The organism is Nocardia huaxiensis (genome assembly GCF_013744875.1).
GTDB lineage: Bacteria > Actinomycetota > Actinomycetes > Mycobacteriales > Mycobacteriaceae > Nocardia > Nocardia huaxiensis.
Window position 1 is genome coordinate 530858 of record NZ_CP059399.1, and the last position, 18242, is coordinate 549099.

At 66.4% G+C, this 18242-nt stretch carries 15 protein-coding genes, 1 tRNA gene and 1 other RNA gene; 10 read left to right on the forward strand and 7 right to left on the reverse strand.

Annotated features, from left to right (window positions below):
• Positions 1-332 precede the first annotated feature (332 nt).
• The gene (locus tag H0264_RS02435) at positions 333-542 is read left to right on the forward strand and encodes a DUF397 domain-containing protein (RefSeq protein WP_181582447.1); all 210 of its coding nucleotides are present in this window, start codon (positions 333-335) and stop codon (positions 540-542) included.
• 123 nt (positions 543-665) lie between these two features.
• On the opposite strand, the gene qcrB is transcribed toward H0264_RS02435, so the two are convergent.
• A complete protein-coding gene (gene qcrB, locus H0264_RS02440; RefSeq protein WP_181582448.1) occupies positions 666-2309 on the reverse strand; it encodes a cytochrome bc1 complex cytochrome b subunit in 1644 nt (547 codons plus the stop codon).
• A gap of 97 nt (positions 2310-2406) precedes the next feature.
• Here qcrB and H0264_RS02445 point away from each other — a divergent pair, with 97 nt between their 5' ends.
• The 4 genes from H0264_RS02445 to H0264_RS02460 all read left to right on the forward strand — a co-directional run bounded on the left by H0264_RS02445 (position 2407) and on the right by H0264_RS02460 (position 7115).
• On the forward strand, positions 2407-3786 hold the full coding sequence (locus H0264_RS02445; protein ID WP_181582449.1) for a wax ester/triacylglycerol synthase domain-containing protein: 1380 nt from the start codon (positions 2407-2409) through the stop codon (positions 3784-3786).
• 121 nt (positions 3787-3907) lie between these two features.
• A complete protein-coding gene (locus H0264_RS02450; RefSeq protein ID WP_244976090.1) occupies positions 3908-5446 on the forward strand; it encodes an FAD-dependent monooxygenase in 1539 nt (512 codons plus the stop codon).
• Positions 5447-5637: 191 nt separating this feature from the next.
• Complete coding sequence (locus tag H0264_RS02455; protein ID WP_181582450.1) at positions 5638-6441, forward strand: hypothetical protein; 804 nt, start codon at positions 5638-5640, stop codon at positions 6439-6441.
• A gap of 74 nt (positions 6442-6515) precedes the next feature.
• On the forward strand, positions 6516-7115 hold the full coding sequence (locus H0264_RS02460; RefSeq protein ID WP_181582451.1) for a helix-turn-helix transcriptional regulator: 600 nt from the start codon (positions 6516-6518) through the stop codon (positions 7113-7115).
• A 43-nt stretch (positions 7116-7158) separates the two neighbouring features.
• Here H0264_RS02460 and H0264_RS02465 read toward each other — a convergent pair whose 3' ends face one another.
• The 4 genes from H0264_RS02465 to H0264_RS02480 form a co-directional block, all read right to left on the reverse strand.
• Complete coding sequence (locus H0264_RS02465; RefSeq protein ID WP_181582452.1) at positions 7159-7500, reverse strand: hypothetical protein; 342 nt, start codon at positions 7498-7500, stop codon at positions 7159-7161.
• Between the two features lie 382 nt (positions 7501-7882).
• Positions 7883-9112: a helix-turn-helix domain-containing protein gene (locus H0264_RS02470; RefSeq protein ID WP_220139935.1), complete on the reverse strand. Its 1230-nt coding sequence runs from the start codon at positions 9110-9112 to the stop codon at positions 7883-7885.
• A 69-nt stretch (positions 9113-9181) separates the two neighbouring features.
• Positions 9182-9267: transfer RNA gene (locus tag H0264_RS02475), tRNA-Ser, on the reverse strand.
• Between the two features lie 63 nt (positions 9268-9330).
• A complete protein-coding gene (locus tag H0264_RS02480; RefSeq protein ID WP_181582453.1) occupies positions 9331-10371 on the reverse strand; it encodes a hypothetical protein in 1041 nt (346 codons plus the stop codon).
• A gap of 100 nt (positions 10372-10471) precedes the next feature.
• Between H0264_RS02480 and ffs the strand changes: the two genes are divergently transcribed.
• Together ffs and H0264_RS02490 are read left to right on the forward strand one after the other, a co-directional pair.
• Positions 10472-10566: signal recognition particle sRNA small type (ffs, locus tag H0264_RS02485), an RNA gene on the forward strand.
• 143 nt (positions 10567-10709) lie between these two features.
• Entirely contained in the window at positions 10710-11999 is a 1290-nt protein-coding gene (locus H0264_RS02490; protein WP_181582454.1) for an aspartate aminotransferase type Ic, read from the forward strand.
• A 60-nt stretch (positions 12000-12059) separates the two neighbouring features.
• Here the strand turns inward: H0264_RS02490 and H0264_RS02495 are convergent, their stop codons facing one another.
• Positions 12060-12902, reverse strand: a complete 843-nt coding sequence (locus H0264_RS02495) for a methyltransferase domain-containing protein (RefSeq protein ID WP_181585239.1) — start codon at positions 12900-12902, stop codon at positions 12060-12062.
• A 73-nt stretch (positions 12903-12975) separates the two neighbouring features.
• Here H0264_RS02495 and H0264_RS02500 point away from each other — a divergent pair, with 73 nt between their 5' ends.
• From H0264_RS02500 to H0264_RS02510, 3 genes are all read left to right on the forward strand, one after another.
• Complete coding sequence (locus H0264_RS02500) at positions 12976-13554, forward strand: HhH-GPD-type base excision DNA repair protein (RefSeq protein ID WP_220140011.1); 579 nt, start codon at positions 12976-12978, stop codon at positions 13552-13554.
• Between the two features lie 100 nt (positions 13555-13654).
• Positions 13655-14362 carry a DUF8020 domain-containing protein gene (locus H0264_RS02505; protein ID WP_181582455.1) on the forward strand — a complete coding sequence of 236 codons (708 nt, stop codon included), beginning with the start codon at positions 13655-13657 and terminating at the stop codon, positions 14360-14362.
• A gap of 116 nt (positions 14363-14478) precedes the next feature.
• Positions 14479-15027 carry a flavin reductase family protein gene (locus H0264_RS02510; RefSeq protein WP_181582456.1) on the forward strand — a complete coding sequence of 183 codons (549 nt, stop codon included), beginning with the start codon at positions 14479-14481 and terminating at the stop codon, positions 15025-15027.
• Between the two features lies 1 nt (position 15028).
• Here H0264_RS02510 and H0264_RS02515 read toward each other — a convergent pair whose 3' ends face one another.
• Positions 15029-18199, reverse strand: coding sequence for a helix-turn-helix transcriptional regulator (locus tag H0264_RS02515; protein WP_181582457.1), 3171 nt, complete (start codon positions 18197-18199; stop codon positions 15029-15031).
• Positions 18200-18242: the final 43 nt, after the last annotated feature.

Consider the following 18242-nt stretch of genomic DNA (forward strand, 5'->3'; position numbering starts at 1 on the left):
ATGGGACCGACAGCAAAATTGCGGCTTCTGATAATTCGCGGCTTTCGAAGTCGGGCTATTTTTCTGCTAATAAATAGCTGGCTAACCTTGCCGGGTATTTGCTGGTTGAAAACGAAAGAATGCGATCTCCTATTGACGAACCCTGCTAGTGTTTAGCGCGGGAAGAGCCATAGGGGGTGCATTCCCATCGTGAAGTGCAGAGAATGGGTCGCACGGAGGGTTTGCGTGTAACCCCGGGCTGACCCGAGGATCCGCGAATCGGCGGAACCCGCGTTGAATCAAGATCGATGCCAGCAAGATCTCATGCTTGATGCAGCAAAGGAGCTAGTACCGTGAAGGTGGATTTGGCAGGCGCCGTTTGGCGTAAGAGCAAACACAGCGGCCCCAATGGCAACTGCGTGGAGGTCGCGTTCCTGACCGACGGAAACGTGGCGGTGCGCGACAGCAAGGAGCACGGCCGCGGCCCGATTCTGGCGTTCACCCCCGGCGAGTGGGACGCCTTCGTCGCGGGCGTATCCGATGGGGAATTCCGGCGCGCGTGAGCCGGCTCTCCGTTCCGGAGAACGTTGGGTCGTAGGCTGTATCGCGCCGAACGAAAAGCCCCGAGCCGCTGCGGACTCGGGGCTTTTCGCTGGGTTCAGCGCTGCGTATGCGGCGTCGACGGCCTAGGGGTGATGCCCGTTGCCGGAAGCGCCGTTCTCCTGCGCCCGGCGCAGCACCGCCAGCTGCTGATGCTCGGCCTCCCGTGCGGTGGCGGCATTCTGATCGCGTTCCTCCGGCGGGTCCGCGCGGAAGAACGTCCCGCTGCCGGGCCGCCCGGCCGCGCCGAGCTCGTTCATCTTCCGGGGCACCTTCGCGCCCTGGTATTCGAGCGGAATCGGATGCCCGTGCTCGTCCACGCCGCCCAGCGGCTGATGCACCTCGATGTACTCGCCGTGCGGAAGTCGCCGCACCACACCGGTTTCCACGCCGTGCTCCAGAATCGACCGGTCGCTGCGCTGCAATCCCAGACACAGTCGGTAGGCGGCGTAGTAGGCCAGCGGCGGCGCCAGCAGCAGCGCGATGCGGAAGAACCAGGTGGTCGCATTGAGCGAGATGTGGAACTGCAGCGCGATGATGTCGTTGACGCAGGCCAGCGTGAGAATCAGATAGAACATGAGCGCCATGGCCCCGATCGCGGTGCGCACGGGCACATCTCGCGGCCGCTGCAGCAGGTTGTGCCGGGCCACGCGGTCGCCGGTGAGCCGCTTCTCGATCCACGGATAGCCGATGAGCAGGCCGAAGATCAGCGGCATCATGACCGCGACGGAGAACGCGCCGGGCACGGTGTGGCCGAAGATGTAGAGCTCCCAGGCCGGGAACAGGCGCAGGAATCCGTCGGTCCACATCATGTAGAAGTCGGGCTGCGTGCCGGCGGAGACCTGGGACGGGTTGTAGGGCCCCAGATTCCAGATCGGATTGATCTGCAATACGCCGCCCATGATGGCCAGCACGCCGAGCGTGAACGCGAAGTACGCGCCCTGGTCCAGCGAGAACACCGGCACGATGCGGGTGCCGATGACATTGCGTTCGGTTCGTCCGGGCCCCGGGTACTGCGTGTGCTTCTGGTACCAGACCAGCGCGATGTGCGCGACGATGAGCGCCAGCATGATGCCCGGGAACAGCAGCACGTGCGCGATGTAGAGCCGCGGCAGGATGATGGTGCCGGGGAATTCGTCGCCGAATATCAGCCATTCCAGCCAGGTTCCGATGATCGGCGTGCCCAGCGGAATGCCGGCGAAGGCGGCGCGCAACCCGGTGCCCGACAGCAGATCATCGGGCAGCGAGTAGCCGAAGAAACCTTCGAACATGGCGATGATCAGCAGGATTCCGCCGATCACCCAGTTCGCCTCGCGCGGTTTGCGGAACGCGCCGGTGAAGAAGACACGGCACAGGTGCACGATCATGGCGGCGGTGAAAAGCAGTGCGGCCCAATGGTGTACCTGGCGCACGAAGAGTCCGCCGCGCACGTCGAAGGAGATCTCCAGCGCGGTCTCGTAGGCGCGGGACATGGTGACGCCGTGCAGGGGCTGATAGGACCCGTTGTAGACGACCTCGGACATGGAGGGGTCGAAGAACAAGGTCAGATAGACGCCGGACAGCAGCAGCACGATGAAGCTGTACAGCGCGATCTCACCGAGCAGGAACGACCAGTGCGTCGGAAAGACCTTGTTGATGGAGCGTTTGAGGAACGCGGCCGCCTGATATCGCTCGTCGGCCTCATCGGCCTGACGCGCGACGGAATCGCCGATCCGATTTCGAGTTGCCATTACGGTCACCCCGCCCCCGGGAGAGTACTAAGGCTTCTACTACAAACGGTAGCACCCGGAGGGGTTGGGCCGTACCCGCTTTCGATAGGCTCCCGGAGTGAATTCCCTGGCGCCCCGGGACGCCACCATGTATTGGCTGTCCGCCCGCACGCGAAACGATCTGTTTCTGCTCTACTGCTTCGCGGACACGGGAGTACCCACAGCGGAACTGCGTGAAACGCTGTCCCGCCGAATCATTCGCATTCCGGATTTGCTGGTACACGTGCTGGATACTCCTGCAAACATTGCGTATCCGATTTGGGCGCCTTGCGAATTCATTGACGAGCAGTGCCTGGTCCACGACCTCCCCGAAGCGACCTGGGCCAACCTCACCACCGCCCTCGGCGACCTCCTGAACACCGGAGTGCAAGCGCAACACCGCCCGTGGCGACTGCACCTGTTCCGCGATATCTCGAACGCCCCCGGCTTCGATCCCGGCGAACCGGCCCTGGTCGCGGTCCTCCAGCTCTCCCACGCCCTCACCGACGGCCGCCGCGCAGCAGAAATCGCCCGCACCCTGTTCACCGACACCGCCGCCGACACCCCGCCCCCGTCACTCCCTTCGTGGCATGCCGGGATGACAGGCTGGTCTGCCGCCGCGCGCGCACTTCCGCGGATTCCGATCGATTTGGCGCGCACCGTGATTCGCGGTGTGGCAGCTGCCCGCGCGCAGCGCGAACTGTCCGACCTGACGGCGGCGGGCATGATCCCACCGCCCCCTCCGACCGTGGCGCCGAACGCTTTCAACGGCGGGGGAGCGGAACCCTCCTCGCACGCCGTCCGCATGCTCGTGCGTGACGCAGCCGAGTTTCAGGTGCCCGGATTCACCGTGACAACTGTCGCCGCGACCGCGATCTCCCTCGCCATGCAGCGCTACCTTGTGGATTGCGGCCACCCCACCGGCGAATTGCGCGCCCAGATCCCCATGGCGGTTGCCGCTGATGAAATGACCCGCAACAGCTATCGCGACCTTTCGATCGACCTGTGCACCGGCGAGCCGGATCCGCACCACCGCGCCGCCCGCATAGCCGCCGAGCTGATCACCCGCCGAACCCGCGCGGAGCACCCGCTCCAGGACGCCCAGTCGGCCGCGACCGCCGCCCTGCCCGCTCCGCTGCTACACCGTGACGTGACCGGATATCCGATAAATCAACTCCCGGAACAGGTTTCGGGCCACACCGTCATCTCCAGCGTGCACCGCGGCCCGGCGGATCTGACCTTGGGCGGCGGCCCGGTGCGTTTCACCGCAGGCTTCCCAGCTCTCGGCTCGGTCATGCATCTGACGCACGGCGTGCACGGTCTCGGTGACACCGTGACGATTTCGGTTCACGCCGACCCCGAGTTCATCGATGTGGACTCCTACGCGGGTTTGCTGGACGCGACCCTGTCGGATATGGCCCTGTCGGACGCAAAAAAGGAACCCGCCCGGCCATCGTGACCGAACGGGTTCCCTTGCTCCTCTTAAAGATATAGCGCACTCCCGGGGTTGCGGCAAGGCCCCGGTGATGCTGCAGAATCGCTCCCCTAACCGGAACCTGCGGACAAATGGGAGTCACCGAATGCGCGTAATGGACACCGACGTGATCATCGTGGGTGCCGGTCCGACCGGGCTGATGCTCGCCACCGAGCTGCGCCTGGCCGGAGTGCGACCGCTGGTACTGGAACGCCGCCTGCAGCACAGCAGCGTCCCCAAGGCGAGCGGCCTGGGCGGCCAGATCCTGGACCTGCTGCACTATCGCGGTGCGCTGGAGCCGATCTTCGAGGCCAGCGGCGGCTACCATCCCGCGGCCCGATTCCCGTTCGGCGGTGTGCATCTGGATTTCACCCAGCTGGTGGATCCGCCGATGCGGGCGATGCCGCTGCCCCAGGCACGGCTCGAGGAACTGCTCACCGACCGCCTCACCACGCTCGGCGGTGAGGTGCATCGCGGCCACGAGGTGATCGCGGTGGAGCAGGACGAGCGCACCGTCACCGCGCAGGTGCAGGGTCCGGACGGCCCGTACCGCGTGACCGCCCGCTTCCTGGTGGGCTGCGACGGCGGCCGCAGCCGGATTCGCGATATGGCCGGAATCTCGTTCGAGGGCACCACCTATCCGGAGGTGAACCGTTTCGCGACGGTCGAGCTGCCGGACGCGGTGACCGTGCTCGACAACGGTGATCTGGACATCCCCGGATTCGGCCGTCTCGCTTCGGGTTTCACACGCACCGAGCGCGGCCTGTTCGCCTTCGGAGCCGCCATCCCCGGCGAGCCCCTCAGCGTCTTCACCACCGAGGACGAACTCACCGAATACGACAACGACGACCCCCTGACCCTCCCCGAACTGCGCGCCAGCATCCACCGCGTACTCGGCGTGGACCTGGCCGTCGCGAATCCAACCCGGCTGTCCCGCTTCACCTTCCAGGCCCGCCAAGCAGACCGCTACCGCGCGGGCCGCATCCTGCTCGCCGGCGACGCGGCCCACCAGTTCCCCGCCACCGGCATAGCCCTGAACGCGGGCATGCTCGACACCGTCAACCTCGCCTGGAAACTGGGCGCAGCAGTACACGGCTGGGCCCCGGACGCCCTCCTCGACACCTACCATGCCGAACGTCACTTCGCGGGCGAGCGCACCATGCTGCACGCCCAGGCCCAGGTGGCCCTGCGCCGCGGCACCGACCCCGCCGCCGACGCCCTCCGTGCGGTCTTCCAGGAGCTGGTCACCGACGAACCGGCCTTGCGCCGCATGGGTTCCATGATCGCCGGCACCAATTTCCGCTACTCCCTGCCCAATCCGAACGGTCACACCCTCACCGGCGCATTCGCCCCCGACCTCCCGCTGCACACCGACGACGGCGTCACCACCGTCGCCGCCCTCATGCCCCCCGCCCGCCCCGTCCTGCTCGACCTGGCCGACCGCGCGGATCTCCGTGAGCTCGCGGCGGATTGGTCCGACCGCGTCGACATCGTCCAGGCCAAGACCGAGGATCGCCCCGCCGACCTGATCCTCATCCGCCCCGACGCCCACATCGCCTACGCGGCCACGATCGACGAGCCCACCGACACCGCTGCCCCCGCCCTGCGCGAGGCCCTCACCCGCTGGTTCGGCGCTCCCGCCTGACATCCCTGCCGAATACGGCGAAGGCCCCGACCGGAATCGGTCGGGGCCTTCGTGCCGGCGAGTGGATTTCCGGAGCTACACCCATGTTGAGCTGCGGGAAAATGATCTGACAGGTGAGCGGCCGGACTACAATTCCATAGCGTGCCGAGGGAGGGAGCGGCGTGAGTGATCCGATTCTGACCGGCGCTCTGGTGTGGCTGGCCACGCGGATAGCCGAGGCTGGGATTTCCAAGCTCGTCGACAGGGGCATCGACAGTGTGTCCGGTGGCGGGCTCGATGCGCGGCTGGCTTCGGCTTCGAACGATGGCGCGCAACGGATCATCGTTCAGCGGCACAATCTGGTCGGCGGCGCCCGCCCAACCAGCGACCTCGATATCGACGTCCGGCGACCCGCATTCGCGAGGCCGGTGGGACACGAGCCGGTGTTCCTGACATTGCAGCAGTTCACCGATCGCAGCGGGGGCATCGTATTCCCGATGATCCTCGGCGAAACGGCGCACATGACGGTCCCTCGGGACGACTACTTCATCGCCGCTCTCGTCGTCCGGCTGCCCGAACAACGAGACGAACTCCCGACGTTACGTGCCGTCGGCCAAGCCCGTCATTTCGTCGCCGGAAACGACACCACCCGCGTCGAAATCCAGGTCGAGCGAGCGACCATCGACCACTTGCTCCAACTCGGCCTGTTCCACAACAATCAAAGCGTTTTCAACCTGCCGCCACCGCCTCCGCGATCGAATGCCGCTCCAGGACAGTGGAATTCGAGCACATCGACTGTGCCGGGACAGCCGAACTCCAGCACAACGACTGGTTCAGCGCAGGCGGATCCCTGGAACGGCTGTCGAGTGCGGCTCCCGTCCGGCCGTCGCTGCGGCAGACTCTTGAAAGACGGTCGAGGCATACTGTGCGATCAGCATTCCCAAGCCCTCGAGTTCGGGCACCGATTGATAGATCACCTCACCGGACTTCGGATTGTCGATCCGCCGTGGAAGTGAAGCGGCCACTCAGCCGGTGGGGACAGCCGAACCCACGGCCAGCATTTCGATCAACCTGAGAGGCGGTCGCCGCTATGGAAGCGCGCACCGAGACCTTGCCCGGCCCTCGCGTCATCGCCCCGGAGATCGCCGCGAGCTACGGGCGCGCGGTGAGCACCGTCCAACAACAGTGGATGACCAACGAGCATTGGCCCCCTGTCGTCGGCAAACGCGGGCGGTGGAATGAGTACGACGCCGCTGAGGTCGCCGCTGTCGTCAGTGAGCATTTCGTACGTGAGTACCAGGGAGCCGGTCATCCGGACGACCTGCTGACCGTCGCCGAGATCGCTGAATACACAGGGCTTTCCGGTGGGACGATCCGTGCCGACATCTCCCGTGGCCGGATCCGGCGCGACCCGGACGACCACACTGACGGCGTGAAGCGATGGAAGCGCTCGACGATCGACGCGGCCATGGAAGGACGTCGGCGATACACGCGCCCCTCGGAGCCCGCGGCCCCGGCCGATACCGAGCTCGTCATCCGAATCACGGTGCCTGCGGCCGCATCCGACGACTCGCAGCCGTGGGCCGCACAGCTGCTCGAACAGCTCGCCCCGCTAGACGCACGGGTGCGTCGGAGCGGCGGAACTATTCGGATCACGGCGGACGGCCGCAACATTACTTCCGAGGCGTAGCCGCAGTGTCGGCCAGTCGATTCATCGGCTCGCCCCGGGCCGCTCATTCGGCCCGCATCTCCTCGGGCAGCTGACCGGCGCTCCAACGGGCGTACGTCCTCTCCGGCTGAACGGTGATCACATCCGCCACCCGCACCAGGGCCTCGGGGATGTCGCCGCCGAAGTGGTCGGCGCTGGGCACCACGATCGCTTCGGCCCCGGTGTTTCGGATGACATTGATCAATCGCTGGATCGGATCGTCGGTACGTTGGCTGAAAACAACAGTTTTCGCGAGGGTGTAGCCGAGACGCGCTGCCCGGCCGCGGTTTTGGTGTTCATCCCATTGCTTCCGCGCTCCGGAGATGTCGGAGCGCAGATAGCCTATGGCGGTGGCGTGTCCGAACATCGGCGTCACCGCCTGTCGAGGGGGACGTAGGTGCGTGTGGCTTCGGATGCCAGACGTGCCTGGATCTCGGCGACACTGTGCCCGTACTGGTGGCGTGTGATTGGGGCCGAGTGACCGGATACGGACACTGCGGCGGTGAGCACTAGCACAGCGAGCGCAAACGCGAGGATGATTTCCATGTCGGGTGCCTCCAGCTCCCTGGACGGTTTTTGGAGTGCACCCGGCGCCAGAGGTGCGCGGAGATGTCTGGTGCCGAATGCTGAAACAAGGTTCACCCCAGTAAGATTCGGCTGCAATGGCACTCTCGCTGGCCGAGCCAAAGTGCCACTGGTGCATGTGAGCTATCTGTCGGAGTGCTTACGTGCGTAAGGGGCCCGGTCGCTCAGTAGTCCAGCTTGATGAGGTCGGCTAGTTCTCTCATCTCATCTGTGAGGGTGCGCCGCTTGGCGATCATTCGTCCGAGGAGATCGTGGGTGAGTCGCTGTTCGACGAGCCATGCTCGTGCCTCTCGCGAAAGCTGTTGCAGGACTTCGAATGCGGCGTCGTAGTTGCGCAGTTCCAGATAGGCCGACGCTACATCGAGCAGGTGCCTGTTTCGATTGTCCGATGTTGGCCGCAGGCCCGGCGGCACATCACGGGCCAGGCGCAACGCCAGGTCGGGCCGGTCGTCGACAACCGCGTTCTCGACGCGTTTCATCGCGACGGTCGCGGGACCGAAGGTGGTCCAGTACTGGTGGTAGCCGCCGGTCTCACGCCGAATAGCGACAGCCCCGGCCTGCGCCAAGCGCATCATGTCGTCGGCCTCGTCGGGACGGTTGTCCCGGATAGCGGCGGCCGAACCCCGCAGTAGCAGCCATCCCCACGTGGAGATCTCCTGCTCGGTGGCGATCGACAAGCGCGGCTCGACACGATCGGCCCACCGGATCGCAAGGTTACGCACCTGCTCGAACTGTCGCTCGACGAGCAGTAGCCAGCACAGGGTGATTACCGCCGAGGCGGCGTCGAGCACATTTCCTGTCGCTTCGGCTTCCGCGAGTGATCGCTCGAGCGCTACACGCGCAGGGTGCAGCTGGCGGGTTTGCACCATCACCGACCCCGCCAATTGGAGGATGCGTGAACGCATGAGGGAGGACGCACCCTCTCCTTCGGCGATCAGTTCGGGAAGGATGCGGGACAGGTTCTCATATTCGTTGTCGTGGTAGAGCTTCACCGCAGAGGTGAGTGATTCGCCGAGACCGTGTTCCTCGGCAGGATCCAATGTCGAAACGCTGCGGGGCGTCATGATTGCTTCGCGGGAGGCACGCCAGATCTCTCCGTCGCGGGTCTCCGGAGGCGTCGGGTCGGGGCCGAGCAGCATTGTCACTGGGCAACGCAGCGCGACAGCCAGGCGGCGCAGTTTGTCCATTCGAATGTCGTCACGCTCGCCCTGTTCGATCTTCCGGATGAACGACAAGGACACGCCCGAGGAGTCGGCAAGCTCGCGTTGGGTCAAGCCTTTCCTCTTGCGGACCGACTGGAGGCGTTCCCCCAGATCCCCACTCATGTGTTCCAGGCTATGGCGATCAACCACCGTGCGCAGCACAGTCGACAAGCCCACCAGGAAGCTTGTCACCTCGCAGATATCAAAAGCGTTGGGAACGACGAAGGGCCCCGACCGAAATCGGTCGGGGCCCTTCGTGAGCGGAGGATAGGGGATTTGAACCCCTGAGGGCTGTTAACCCAACCCGCGTTCCAGGCGAGCGCCATAGGCCACTAGGCGAATCCTCCGCAGAGCAATATACCGGGTGACCCCCATGAATAACCAAATGGGGTGGTCGGGGGCGGTTCCGGCTACTTCTTGCGGACTGCGTCGAGGGCCTTCTGGACCTGCTGCTTGGCTGCCGTGGCGACGTCGTCCTTGTTGATGGAGGAGGACTGGGCGCTGCGGCGGATGCTGATGGTCACCTTGATGGAGACGTTGTCGTCCTTGGTGGCGACGGTGTACTCGTAGTCGCTCCAGTAGGTCCAGTCTTCGGACTTGGAGAACCAGTACGCCTCCTCGCCGAGGCCGGTGATGTCGCCGGAGGCGCGGCCGGTGCCGGTGGTGCCGACGTCCATCTGCTTCCACATGTCGTAGGTGGGGCGGTTGTAGGCGCTGGAGGAGCCGCTCATGAAGTCGACTTCGAGATCGAGGTCGGCGGTGTCGGTGTCGGTGGAGCCGTACTTGTCGGGCGGGCTCTGCTGTTCGTAGCCGGCCCGGCAGTCGAAGTTGCCGCCCGAGTAGTCGGTGGGCTGGGTCTCCTTGTGCTCGGGCGAGCCCTTGGAGGTGGAGGCCCACTTGGTGAGGACGGAGATGTCGACGGCGCTGCACCCGTTGGTGATGTTCGCCATCGTGTACTTGCCGTCGTCACTGTTGCCGCCGCCGAACAGGCCGTCGTCCTTCTTGTCGCTGCCGCCGGTGAGCGCGATGGCTCCGATGGCGACGCCGACGATGACGATGAGGCCGATCACACCGCCGACGATCCACCCGGTCTTGCTGCCGCCGCCGGACGGCGGGGGCGTCGGGTAGCCGTAGCCGGGCTGCGGCTGGGGCTGGGCGAACTGGTTGTAGCCGGGCTGCTGGAACTGCTGCTGCGGCTGCTGGTACTGCTGCTGATACGGATCGGGCTGCTGCTGATACGGATCCGACTGATACGGCTGCCCCGGCACGGGCTGCGCGGGCGGTGTGTACGCGCCGGCCCCGGCCGTGTTGTAGTTCATCATGGTCGGGTCGGTGCCCGTGACGGGCTGACCGGGGCTGGTGCCACTCGGTGTGGTGGCCCACCACTGTGCGGTTTCCTGGGGGGCGGCGGGATCCTGCGGTCCGCCCGGGCCCGGGTTCTGACTCGTCACTTCCTTGTTTCCCCTCCGGTACTGAGCGGTACGAACCGCTGGTCGCAGAGATCGTAACGACCCGGGGCGGCAGGAGTCTCGGTGAGCCGCTACACTGGCCGACGGATCCAGCGCGGCGCGCATCCTGTGAACTCCCCCAGGGCCGGAAGGCAGCAAGGGTCAACGGGCTCTGCCGGGTGCGCTGGGTCCCCTTTATTTCTGGGGGACTTCCGGTTTCGTGAACGCCGTTTTGTGAAGGCCGTATATAGCTGACAATTCCGCGGGCGTCCCGAGTAACCTGGGCGGTTGGGTCCAGTGGACCCAGGACATGTACCCCTCGCCCTGGAAAGGCAATCAGGATGCCTCGGCAAACGCAGATCGGTTTGATGAGCCATGCGGAACTCGTGTCGGAACACGAGACGCAGACCGCGAACTACGCGACGCTCAAGACCGAGAAGCTCACGCTGGACCTGACCAGGGGTAAGCCCGCGCCCGAGCAGTTGGACCTCTCCGCGGAGCTGCTGTCCCTGCCGGGCGTCGACGACTACCGTGACGGCAATGGCACGGATGTGCGCAATTACGGTGGCCTGCACGGGCTTCCGGAGCTGCGCGCCATCTTCGGCGAACTGCTCGGCATTCCGGTGTCGAATCTGCTGGCCGGCAACAATGCCAGCCTGGAGATCATGCACGACGTGATCGTGTTCTCCATGCTGCACGGGAACGTGGATTCGGAGCGGTCCTGGGTGGCCGAGCCGGTGCGCAAGTTCCTGTGTCCCGCACCGGGTTACGACCGGCACTTCGCCATCACGCAGTCGCTCGGCTTCGAGATGATCCCGATCCCCATGGGCCACGACGGCCCGGATGTGCACGCCATCGCGGAGTTGGTGGCGGCCGATCCGACCATCAAGGGTCTGTGGGCGGTGCCCAACTACTCCAACCCGACCGGTGTCAGCTTCTCCGAAGCGGTTGTGCGCGAACTGGTTTCGATGCCCGCCGCGGCGCCGGACTTCCGCCTCTTCTGGGACAACGCGTACGCGGTGCACCCGCTCACCGAGACCACCGACCCGGTGTTCGACGTGCTGGGCCTGGCCGCCGCGGCCGGAAACCCCAACCGCCCCTACGTGTTCGCCTCCACCTCGAAGATCACCTTCGCGGGCGCGGGTGTCAGCTTCTTCGGGTCCTCCACCGAGAATCTGGAGTGGTACCTGAAGCACGTGGGCAAGAAGAGCATCGGCCCGGACAAGGTGAACCAGCTGCGGCACCTGCGTTTCTTCAAGGACGCGGAGGGCGTGCGCGCGCACATGCAGAAGCACCGCGCCATTCTGGAGCCGAAATTCAAACTGGTGCTGCGCATTCTGGAAGACCGGCTGGGCGCGTCGAAGGTCGCGTCGTGGACCGAGCCCAAGGGCGGCTATTTCATCAGCCTCGACGTGCTGGAGGGCACGGCGAGCCGCGTGGTGGCCCTGGCCAAGGAGGCCGGTATCGCGCTCACGCCCGCCGGCGCGTCCTTCCCGTACGGAAAGGACCCGGAGGACAAGAACATTCGCATCGCCCCCAGCTTCCCGTCCACCGGTGAGTTGGAGAAAGCCATGGACGGACTGGCCACCTGTGTGCTGCTCGCCGCCACCGAAAAGCTGCTGAATCAGTAGTGGCACAGCGTAAATGAAGAGGCGCGCACCGTACGGTGCGCGCCTCTTCCGATTTCCAGGTCAGTTCGGTTTGTGCGCGAGCACTGCGAAGATGGTCACCGACAGGTGGATGTCTCCGCTGCGTGCACCGTCTTCCAGATCGATGAGCAGTTGCTCCCGCTGGCGTTCGGTGATGGACCCGCGCGCGACCGCCATATCGGCGATGCGCGCCACGAGTGCGCCCGCGCCCACGCTGCCGTCCTGGATCAGCGCGTGCGAGCCGATGTCGTCCACGACCAGTCCGGCCTTGGTGAGCTGCCCGGCCAGCCGCCGTCCGGCGAACGGATTGGTGGTGCCCGCGATCATGGTGTCGATGACCTCGTGCACCACGTGCCGGTCGCCCGGATGGACGATGGCGGTGCCCCAGTCGCTGTCCATGACGACGACGCGTCCGCCCGGCTTCAGCACGCGGGCGATTTCCCCGGCTGCCCGCGCGGGCGCGGTCAGGTGCTGGAAGACGCGTTCGCAGAGCGCGATATCGAAGGTGTCGTTGCCGAACGGCAGCCCGTAGGCGTCGCCGGAGACGAATCGTGCCGTGGATCCGGCCTGCTGGGCGCGGCGTTCGGCACCGGTGAGGAGGTTGGGGTCGGGTTCCACGCCGACGGCGTCGCCGGTCGGTCCGACCAGGTCGGCGAAGGCCATGACCTCGGAGCCGGTGCCCGATCCGATGTCGACGGCGTGTTCGCCGGGTTGCGGTGCGAGCGCTTCGTGCGCCCAGGTCCGGAGCCTGCGAATGCCCGGGAGTGCGGCCTGCAGGTCGTGGACGTCGACCAGTTGGTCCTGGCCGTCGCGGTCGAAACGGTCCGGTCTGGAGCCGGAGCCTGTGCCGTGGTTCGGCACCGTTCCCACTTCATGTGTTGCCATGGTGTTCGGCATGGCGCCGAGCCTAGTCGTGACCCGCGTCACCGCAAACCGAGTCGGATGGGATCATCGATGCATGGTGAGCCGGACTTTGTGTATCGCGCAGGAACCCGACGCCGACGAACTGCTTTCATCCGATGATTTCGCCCTTTTGGTCGGAATGGCGCTGGATCAGCAGTTTCCCATGGAGCACGCGTTCCGTGGTCCGTGGAAGATCGCCGAGCGGATGGGCGGCTTCGATATCCGGAAAATCGCGGACGCCGATCCGGAGGCATTCGAGGAACTCGCCGCGACGCCGCCCGCCATTCATCGCTACGGGCGTTCCATGGGGCGGCGGGTGCAGGAGCTGGCGCGCTACATCGTCGACAACTATGACGGTGAAACCGCTGGTCTGTGGACCAAAGGCGATCCCGACGGCAAGGAAGTGCTGAAACGGCTGAAGGCGCTGCCGGGTTTCGGTGATCAAAAGGCGCGAATCTTTCTGGCGCTGTTGGGGAAACAGCGCGGCCTGACCGCGAAGGGCTGGCGGGAGGCGGCCGGTGCGTACGGCGAGGAGAACTCGCGGCGTTCCGTCGCCGATGTGACCGACGCCGAATCCCTCACGCAGGTGCGTGAATTCAAGAAGCAGGCGAAGGCGGCCGCCAAGGCCAAGTAGCCGCGGATCGAATCAAGCTGGTTTTTAACCTCCTCTCCACTGGGAGTTTGCTTGATGCTTGCCGCACAAGTTCGAATCTGCGGTGAGGGAAGCAAGACCAATGAAGATGAGGAAATTCGCCGGGATCGCGGCGCTCGTGATCACGGCGATGGGGGTTGCGACCGGTACCGCGGGTACCGCGGGCGCGGCTCCGGCCAAGGCCGATGACGGTGTCATCAACTACACCACCACCACGACCGAGACTCAGTCCATCATTCGCACCGATTCGGGTTCGCTGGTGGTCGAGGACGGCGTGTTCAAGGTGAAGGCGGCCAATGGCACCACCGTCGCCGGAACCGAATTGAAGTTCCGTGTCGACGATTTCGAGTTCCCGATCGCCGCGGACATCGCCGGCAACACCGCGACCTTGACGCCGCAGTTCGATATCCAGCAGGCCGTGTACAAGCCGGTCGCGCTGCCGTACGAGGATCAGGCCCCCTGGAAGAATCAGTACGACCGTGAGGTCGCCGCCTGGAACCGCCTGACCTCCACCATCTCCATGGGCGCCACCATCGGCACCCTGGTCGGCGGCATCGGCGGCGCGGCTCTCGGCTGCGTCCTGGGCGCCGGCGTCGCTTTCGCGGCGACGCTCCCCCTGGCCGCGCTGTTCGGCACCGGCCCGCTCGGCGGCTGCATCATCGGCGCGAGCCTCGTCGGCTTCCTCGGCACCGTGGGCGGTCAGATCTTCGTCACCGCACCGGTCGCGATTCTGGCTGCCGTGCAGTACTTCACGACGATCAACCAGGGTTTCACCGCACCCGCGAAGTAGACCCTCATCGGGGACAGGCGAATCCGCTCGGCTCAGGGGGCCGGGTGGATTCGCCGTTTGCGTTCCCGATGATTCGAAACCTGTTGCAGGGGAACGCCTGCTGGTGAAGTGAAGGAATGGGCGAGCTGACCACGATTCACGGCACCGCGGCACTGGACTCGGTGGACGGGGCCGATCTGCGACGCACGTTCGCGCACTTCCCCAGCGGGGTGGTGGCGGTCTGCGCACGCATCGGCGGCACCCCGCACGGACTGGTGGTGAGCACCTTCGTCCCCGTATCCCTGGATCCGCCACTGGTTTCCCTGTGCATCCAGTACTCCTCGGAGACCTGGCCGCATCTGGAGAAGGCGAGCCGCCTGGGCTTGAGCTTGCTCGGCACCGGCCAGCAGGACGCGGCGCGCAGCCTGGCCTCCAAGCATGGTGACCGCTTCCGCGATATCGACCTGCGCGCCGGCAACGGCAATGCCGCCTTCGTGGCCGGTGCGGCCGCCTGGCTGGAAGTGTCTGTGCACGAACAGGTTCCGGCGGGCGATCACGCCGTGGTGCTGTTGCGCGTACTCCGCCTGTCCACCCACCCCGACTCCGAGCCCCTGGTCTTCCACCGCAGCGGCTTCCGTGCACTGGAAGTGCCTGCGGTGCAAGAGGTTCGCGAAGCCGCGAGCTGAGTCAGACGCGCTCGCGGAAGGTGGCGAGCTCGCGGCGCGAGGTGATGCCGAGTTTCGGGTACGCGTTGGACAGGTGGTATCCGACCGTGCGTGGGCTCAGGAACAGTCTCGACGCAATGTCCTTGTTGGACAGTCCTTCTGCCGCCAGCTGCACGGTCTGCCGCTCCTGTGGGGTGAGCCGGGTCAGCAGGTCGGTGTCGGCCGCGGCCGTCCGCGTCTCCCCGGTGGCGCGCAGCTCATTGCGTGCCCGCTCGGCCCACGGTCGTGCGTCGAGCCGTTCGAAGGTCTCGGTGGCGGCCCGCAGATACCGCCGCGCCTCCACCCGCTGCTGCCGTCGCCGCAGCCATTCGCCGTACAGCACCTCGGTGCGCGCCCGCTCGAAGCCGTATTCCGCTGTGGCGTAATGCAGTTCGATCGCCGTCTCGAAATGCTTCCCCGCTTCGTCCTCCGGCGCGAACAGAGCCCGGCACCGATGGGCGATGGCCATTGCCCAGCCGTGCCCCGTGTGCTCGGCCCAGTTCGTGTACAGCTCCAGCCGGTCTCGCGCCTCGTCGGTCCGCCCGACGCGATGCGCCGCCTCGAACAAATCCGGCAGGCTGGCCGTCGACCCGTGCCGATTGACGCCCGCGAACATGGTCAGGAACCGGTCGAACGCCGCGTCCGGTCGCCCCGTTCCCAGCTCGAGCAGTCCCAGCGCCGCCTCGGCGTGAACATTCGCCGGTGCGACACCCCGCGCCAGCGGCTCGGAAGCCAGTGCCCGGCACTCCTTCTCGTCCCCGCGGATCGCCGCCAGCAGGGCCAGCGTCGCCGCCGCATTGCTGTGCACGACCCGCAGCCCGGTATCCGCCGCCAGCCGCATGGCCTCGGCGGCATCCACCCCCGCCTGCCCGAACTGCCCCAGCAGAATCTCCGCCCGCGCCCGCAACCACAGCACCGGCGCCAGCATCCCCAACGCCCCGTGCGCCCGGCAATCCTCCTCCAATGCCGAAGCCAGATCCCGCGCCGCCGCCATGTCTCCCATCAGCAAGTGCCAATGCACGACCTGCACTCGCGCCCGCAGACAGTCCGTATCCCGCCACATACTCGGATGTGTTTGCGGTCCAACCGCTTTCCGTGCCGTCGATTCCGGCAGGCCCCCCGCGCCGATCTGCGGTGGCATGTCGGATCGCTTCTCGACCTCCGTCAGTGCCGGCGGCTCGGTCTGATTCGCGTCGGCAACCTGCTGAGCTGGGGTGCGGGGATGCTCTGCGTCGATCCACGCGGTCAGGTTGCGTAGGGCGGTCGCGCCGCGCTGGTGGCTGCCGGGTTCGAGGTTGAGCGCGTCGATCAGGTCGGCCAGCGCTCGGATGCGTTGCGCTGCCGGTAGTTCCAGTTGTTCGGCCTGGGTAGCCGTCAGGTGTACGGCTGTCAGATCACCAGCGCTCCATGCGGCGTCGGCTGCTTGGAACATCAGTTGGCCGGTGGCCTGCGGGTCCAGTTCGGTGAGCTGTGCCGCTGCTTCGCTGAGGGTGCGATACGCCGTGCGCGGGCGGTCCTGGTCTCGCTCGATGGCGGCCTTCAAGGATATGAGCTGTGCGATCGCCTGTGGTTGAGGCTGTACCGCAGTGGATTCCGGAAGGAACTCCATCGCCCGCTCGACGAATCCCATGGCCTGATCGAGGTTTCCGGCGTCGGTGGCCGCGTGTGCCGCCGCCGCGTACCTGCGTCGCCGGTCCAGCCCTGCCGGACTGAGGACGGCCGCGCGCTCATATGCCGCAGTGGTTTCCGCGAGACCGCCGCGCGCCCGCGCGCACAGGGCAGCGGCTTCCAACGCTGCGGCGGCACGCTCGTCCGGCCCGGTCGCGGCCGCCGCCAGATGCCAGGCGCGGCGGTCGTCGAATGCCTCGACCAGCGTGACGGCTAATGCCGCGTGTGCCGCTCTGCGCTGGGCGGGTGTCGCGCTCTGTACGGCGGCAGCCCGGATGAGCGGATGCCGGAAGGCGATCCGATCGCCCTCGAGCACAAGCATTCCCGCCTGCTCGGCCTCCAGCACTGCCGCACCCGCGCGAGCCAGCGCCTCCGCATTCGGCACAACGACAACCATTCGCGCACAGGATGATTCGGCTCCGGCGGGCGCGTCTCGGCAGACGTCCGCCGGATTCCGGGAATCTGTGGACACGTCGGCATCGGGTGTGTTCGCGTGCTCGCTCGAGCCGATGGCGGGCCGGTCGGATTCGGAGTAGCCGCGGTAGCCGGGTTGTGCCGGAACGGCGGATTCGATCGCGGTGCGGATCGCCGCGCGATCGGCTGCCGTCACACTGGGGTGTTCAACCGCGCCGGATTCGAGATTCGCTGCGGCGGTTCGGATTACGGTGGAATCACCGCTGGCGTCGGTGGCCGCTGTGAGGAGCAGGTTGCGGACGGGTGGGGACAGCCGCGCGATCTGCGCGGTGAATGCCTGCTGGATGCGGATGGCCGCAGCGGGCTGGCGGTAGGGGGAGGAGTAGTCGGGTCGGTCCAGGGTCGGGAGGGCTTGCAGTGCAAGCGGATTGCCGTGCGACTCCCGCATGATCCAGTCCAGCGTGGCGGGCGGCAGATCGCTGTGGCTGCTTGTCAGCAGCTTGCGGGCGTCGGTTTCGGACAGGCCCGCGAGATGTAGTTCGGGCGCGTCCAGTTGCTGGAGTTCGGGGAGGGCGTCGTCGCGGGCGGCGAAGACGAGGGCGATGGGTTCGGCGTCCAGGCGGCGCGCGGCGAACAGCAGGGCATCACGGGAGGCCGGATCCAGCCACTGCGCATCGTCGATGAGGCACAGCAGCGGCTGGTCTTCGGCGATATCGGCGAGGAGAGTGAGGGTGGCCGCACTCACCAGGAACGAATTGCCTTGTCCCACACCGGTGGAGAAGGCGTTGCGTAGGGCGTCGGCCTGGGCTTCGGGGAGGGCGGCCAGGTGGGTGCGTGCGCGCCCGAGCAGCAGATGCAGCCCGGCGTAGGGGAGGGTGCTCTCGGCTTCGGTGCCGGTGGCGCGCAGCACCCGGAAGCCACGCTCGGTGGCCGCCTCGGCAGTGCGGGACAGCAACGCGGACTTGCCTATTCCGGCCTCGCCGCGCAGTACGAGCGCGCCGGCCTCCCCGCCCTCGGCCTCAGCGAGCAACGAATCCAGCGCAGCGATCTCCGCTTCGCGCCCGTGGAACATCTCACCTCGCTTGCACCCTGTCGGTCGACGCCCCGATTCCCGA

Bases quoted from the DNA above. Each gene is read 5' to 3' on its own strand.
- qcrB (WP_181582448.1), bottom strand. From the start codon at position 2,309: ATGGCAACTCGAAATCGGATCGGCGATTCCGTCGCGCGTCAGGCCGAT.
- H0264_RS02450 (WP_244976090.1), top strand. From the start codon at position 3,908: ATGCGCGTAATGGACACCGACGTGATCATCGTGGGTGCCGGTCCGACC.
- H0264_RS02460 (WP_181582451.1), top strand. From the start codon at position 6,516: ATGGAAGCGCGCACCGAGACCTTGCCCGGCCCTCGCGTCATCGCCCCG.
- H0264_RS02465 (WP_181582452.1), bottom strand. From the start codon at position 7,500: ATGTTCGGACACGCCACCGCCATAGGCTATCTGCGCTCCGACATCTCC.
- H0264_RS02490 (WP_181582454.1), top strand. From the start codon at position 10,710: ATGCCTCGGCAAACGCAGATCGGTTTGATGAGCCATGCGGAACTCGTG.
- H0264_RS02495 (WP_181585239.1), bottom strand. From the start codon at position 12,902: ATGGCAACACATGAAGTGGGAACGGTGCCGAACCACGGCACAGGCTCC.
- H0264_RS02500 (WP_220140011.1), top strand. From the start codon at position 12,976: ATGGTGAGCCGGACTTTGTGTATCGCGCAGGAACCCGACGCCGACGAA.
- H0264_RS02505 (WP_181582455.1), top strand. From the start codon at position 13,655: ATGAAGATGAGGAAATTCGCCGGGATCGCGGCGCTCGTGATCACGGCG.
- H0264_RS02510 (WP_181582456.1), top strand. From the start codon at position 14,479: ATGGGCGAGCTGACCACGATTCACGGCACCGCGGCACTGGACTCGGTG.
- H0264_RS02515 (WP_181582457.1), bottom strand. From the start codon at position 18,199: ATGTTCCACGGGCGCGAAGCGGAGATCGCTGCGCTGGATTCGTTGCTC.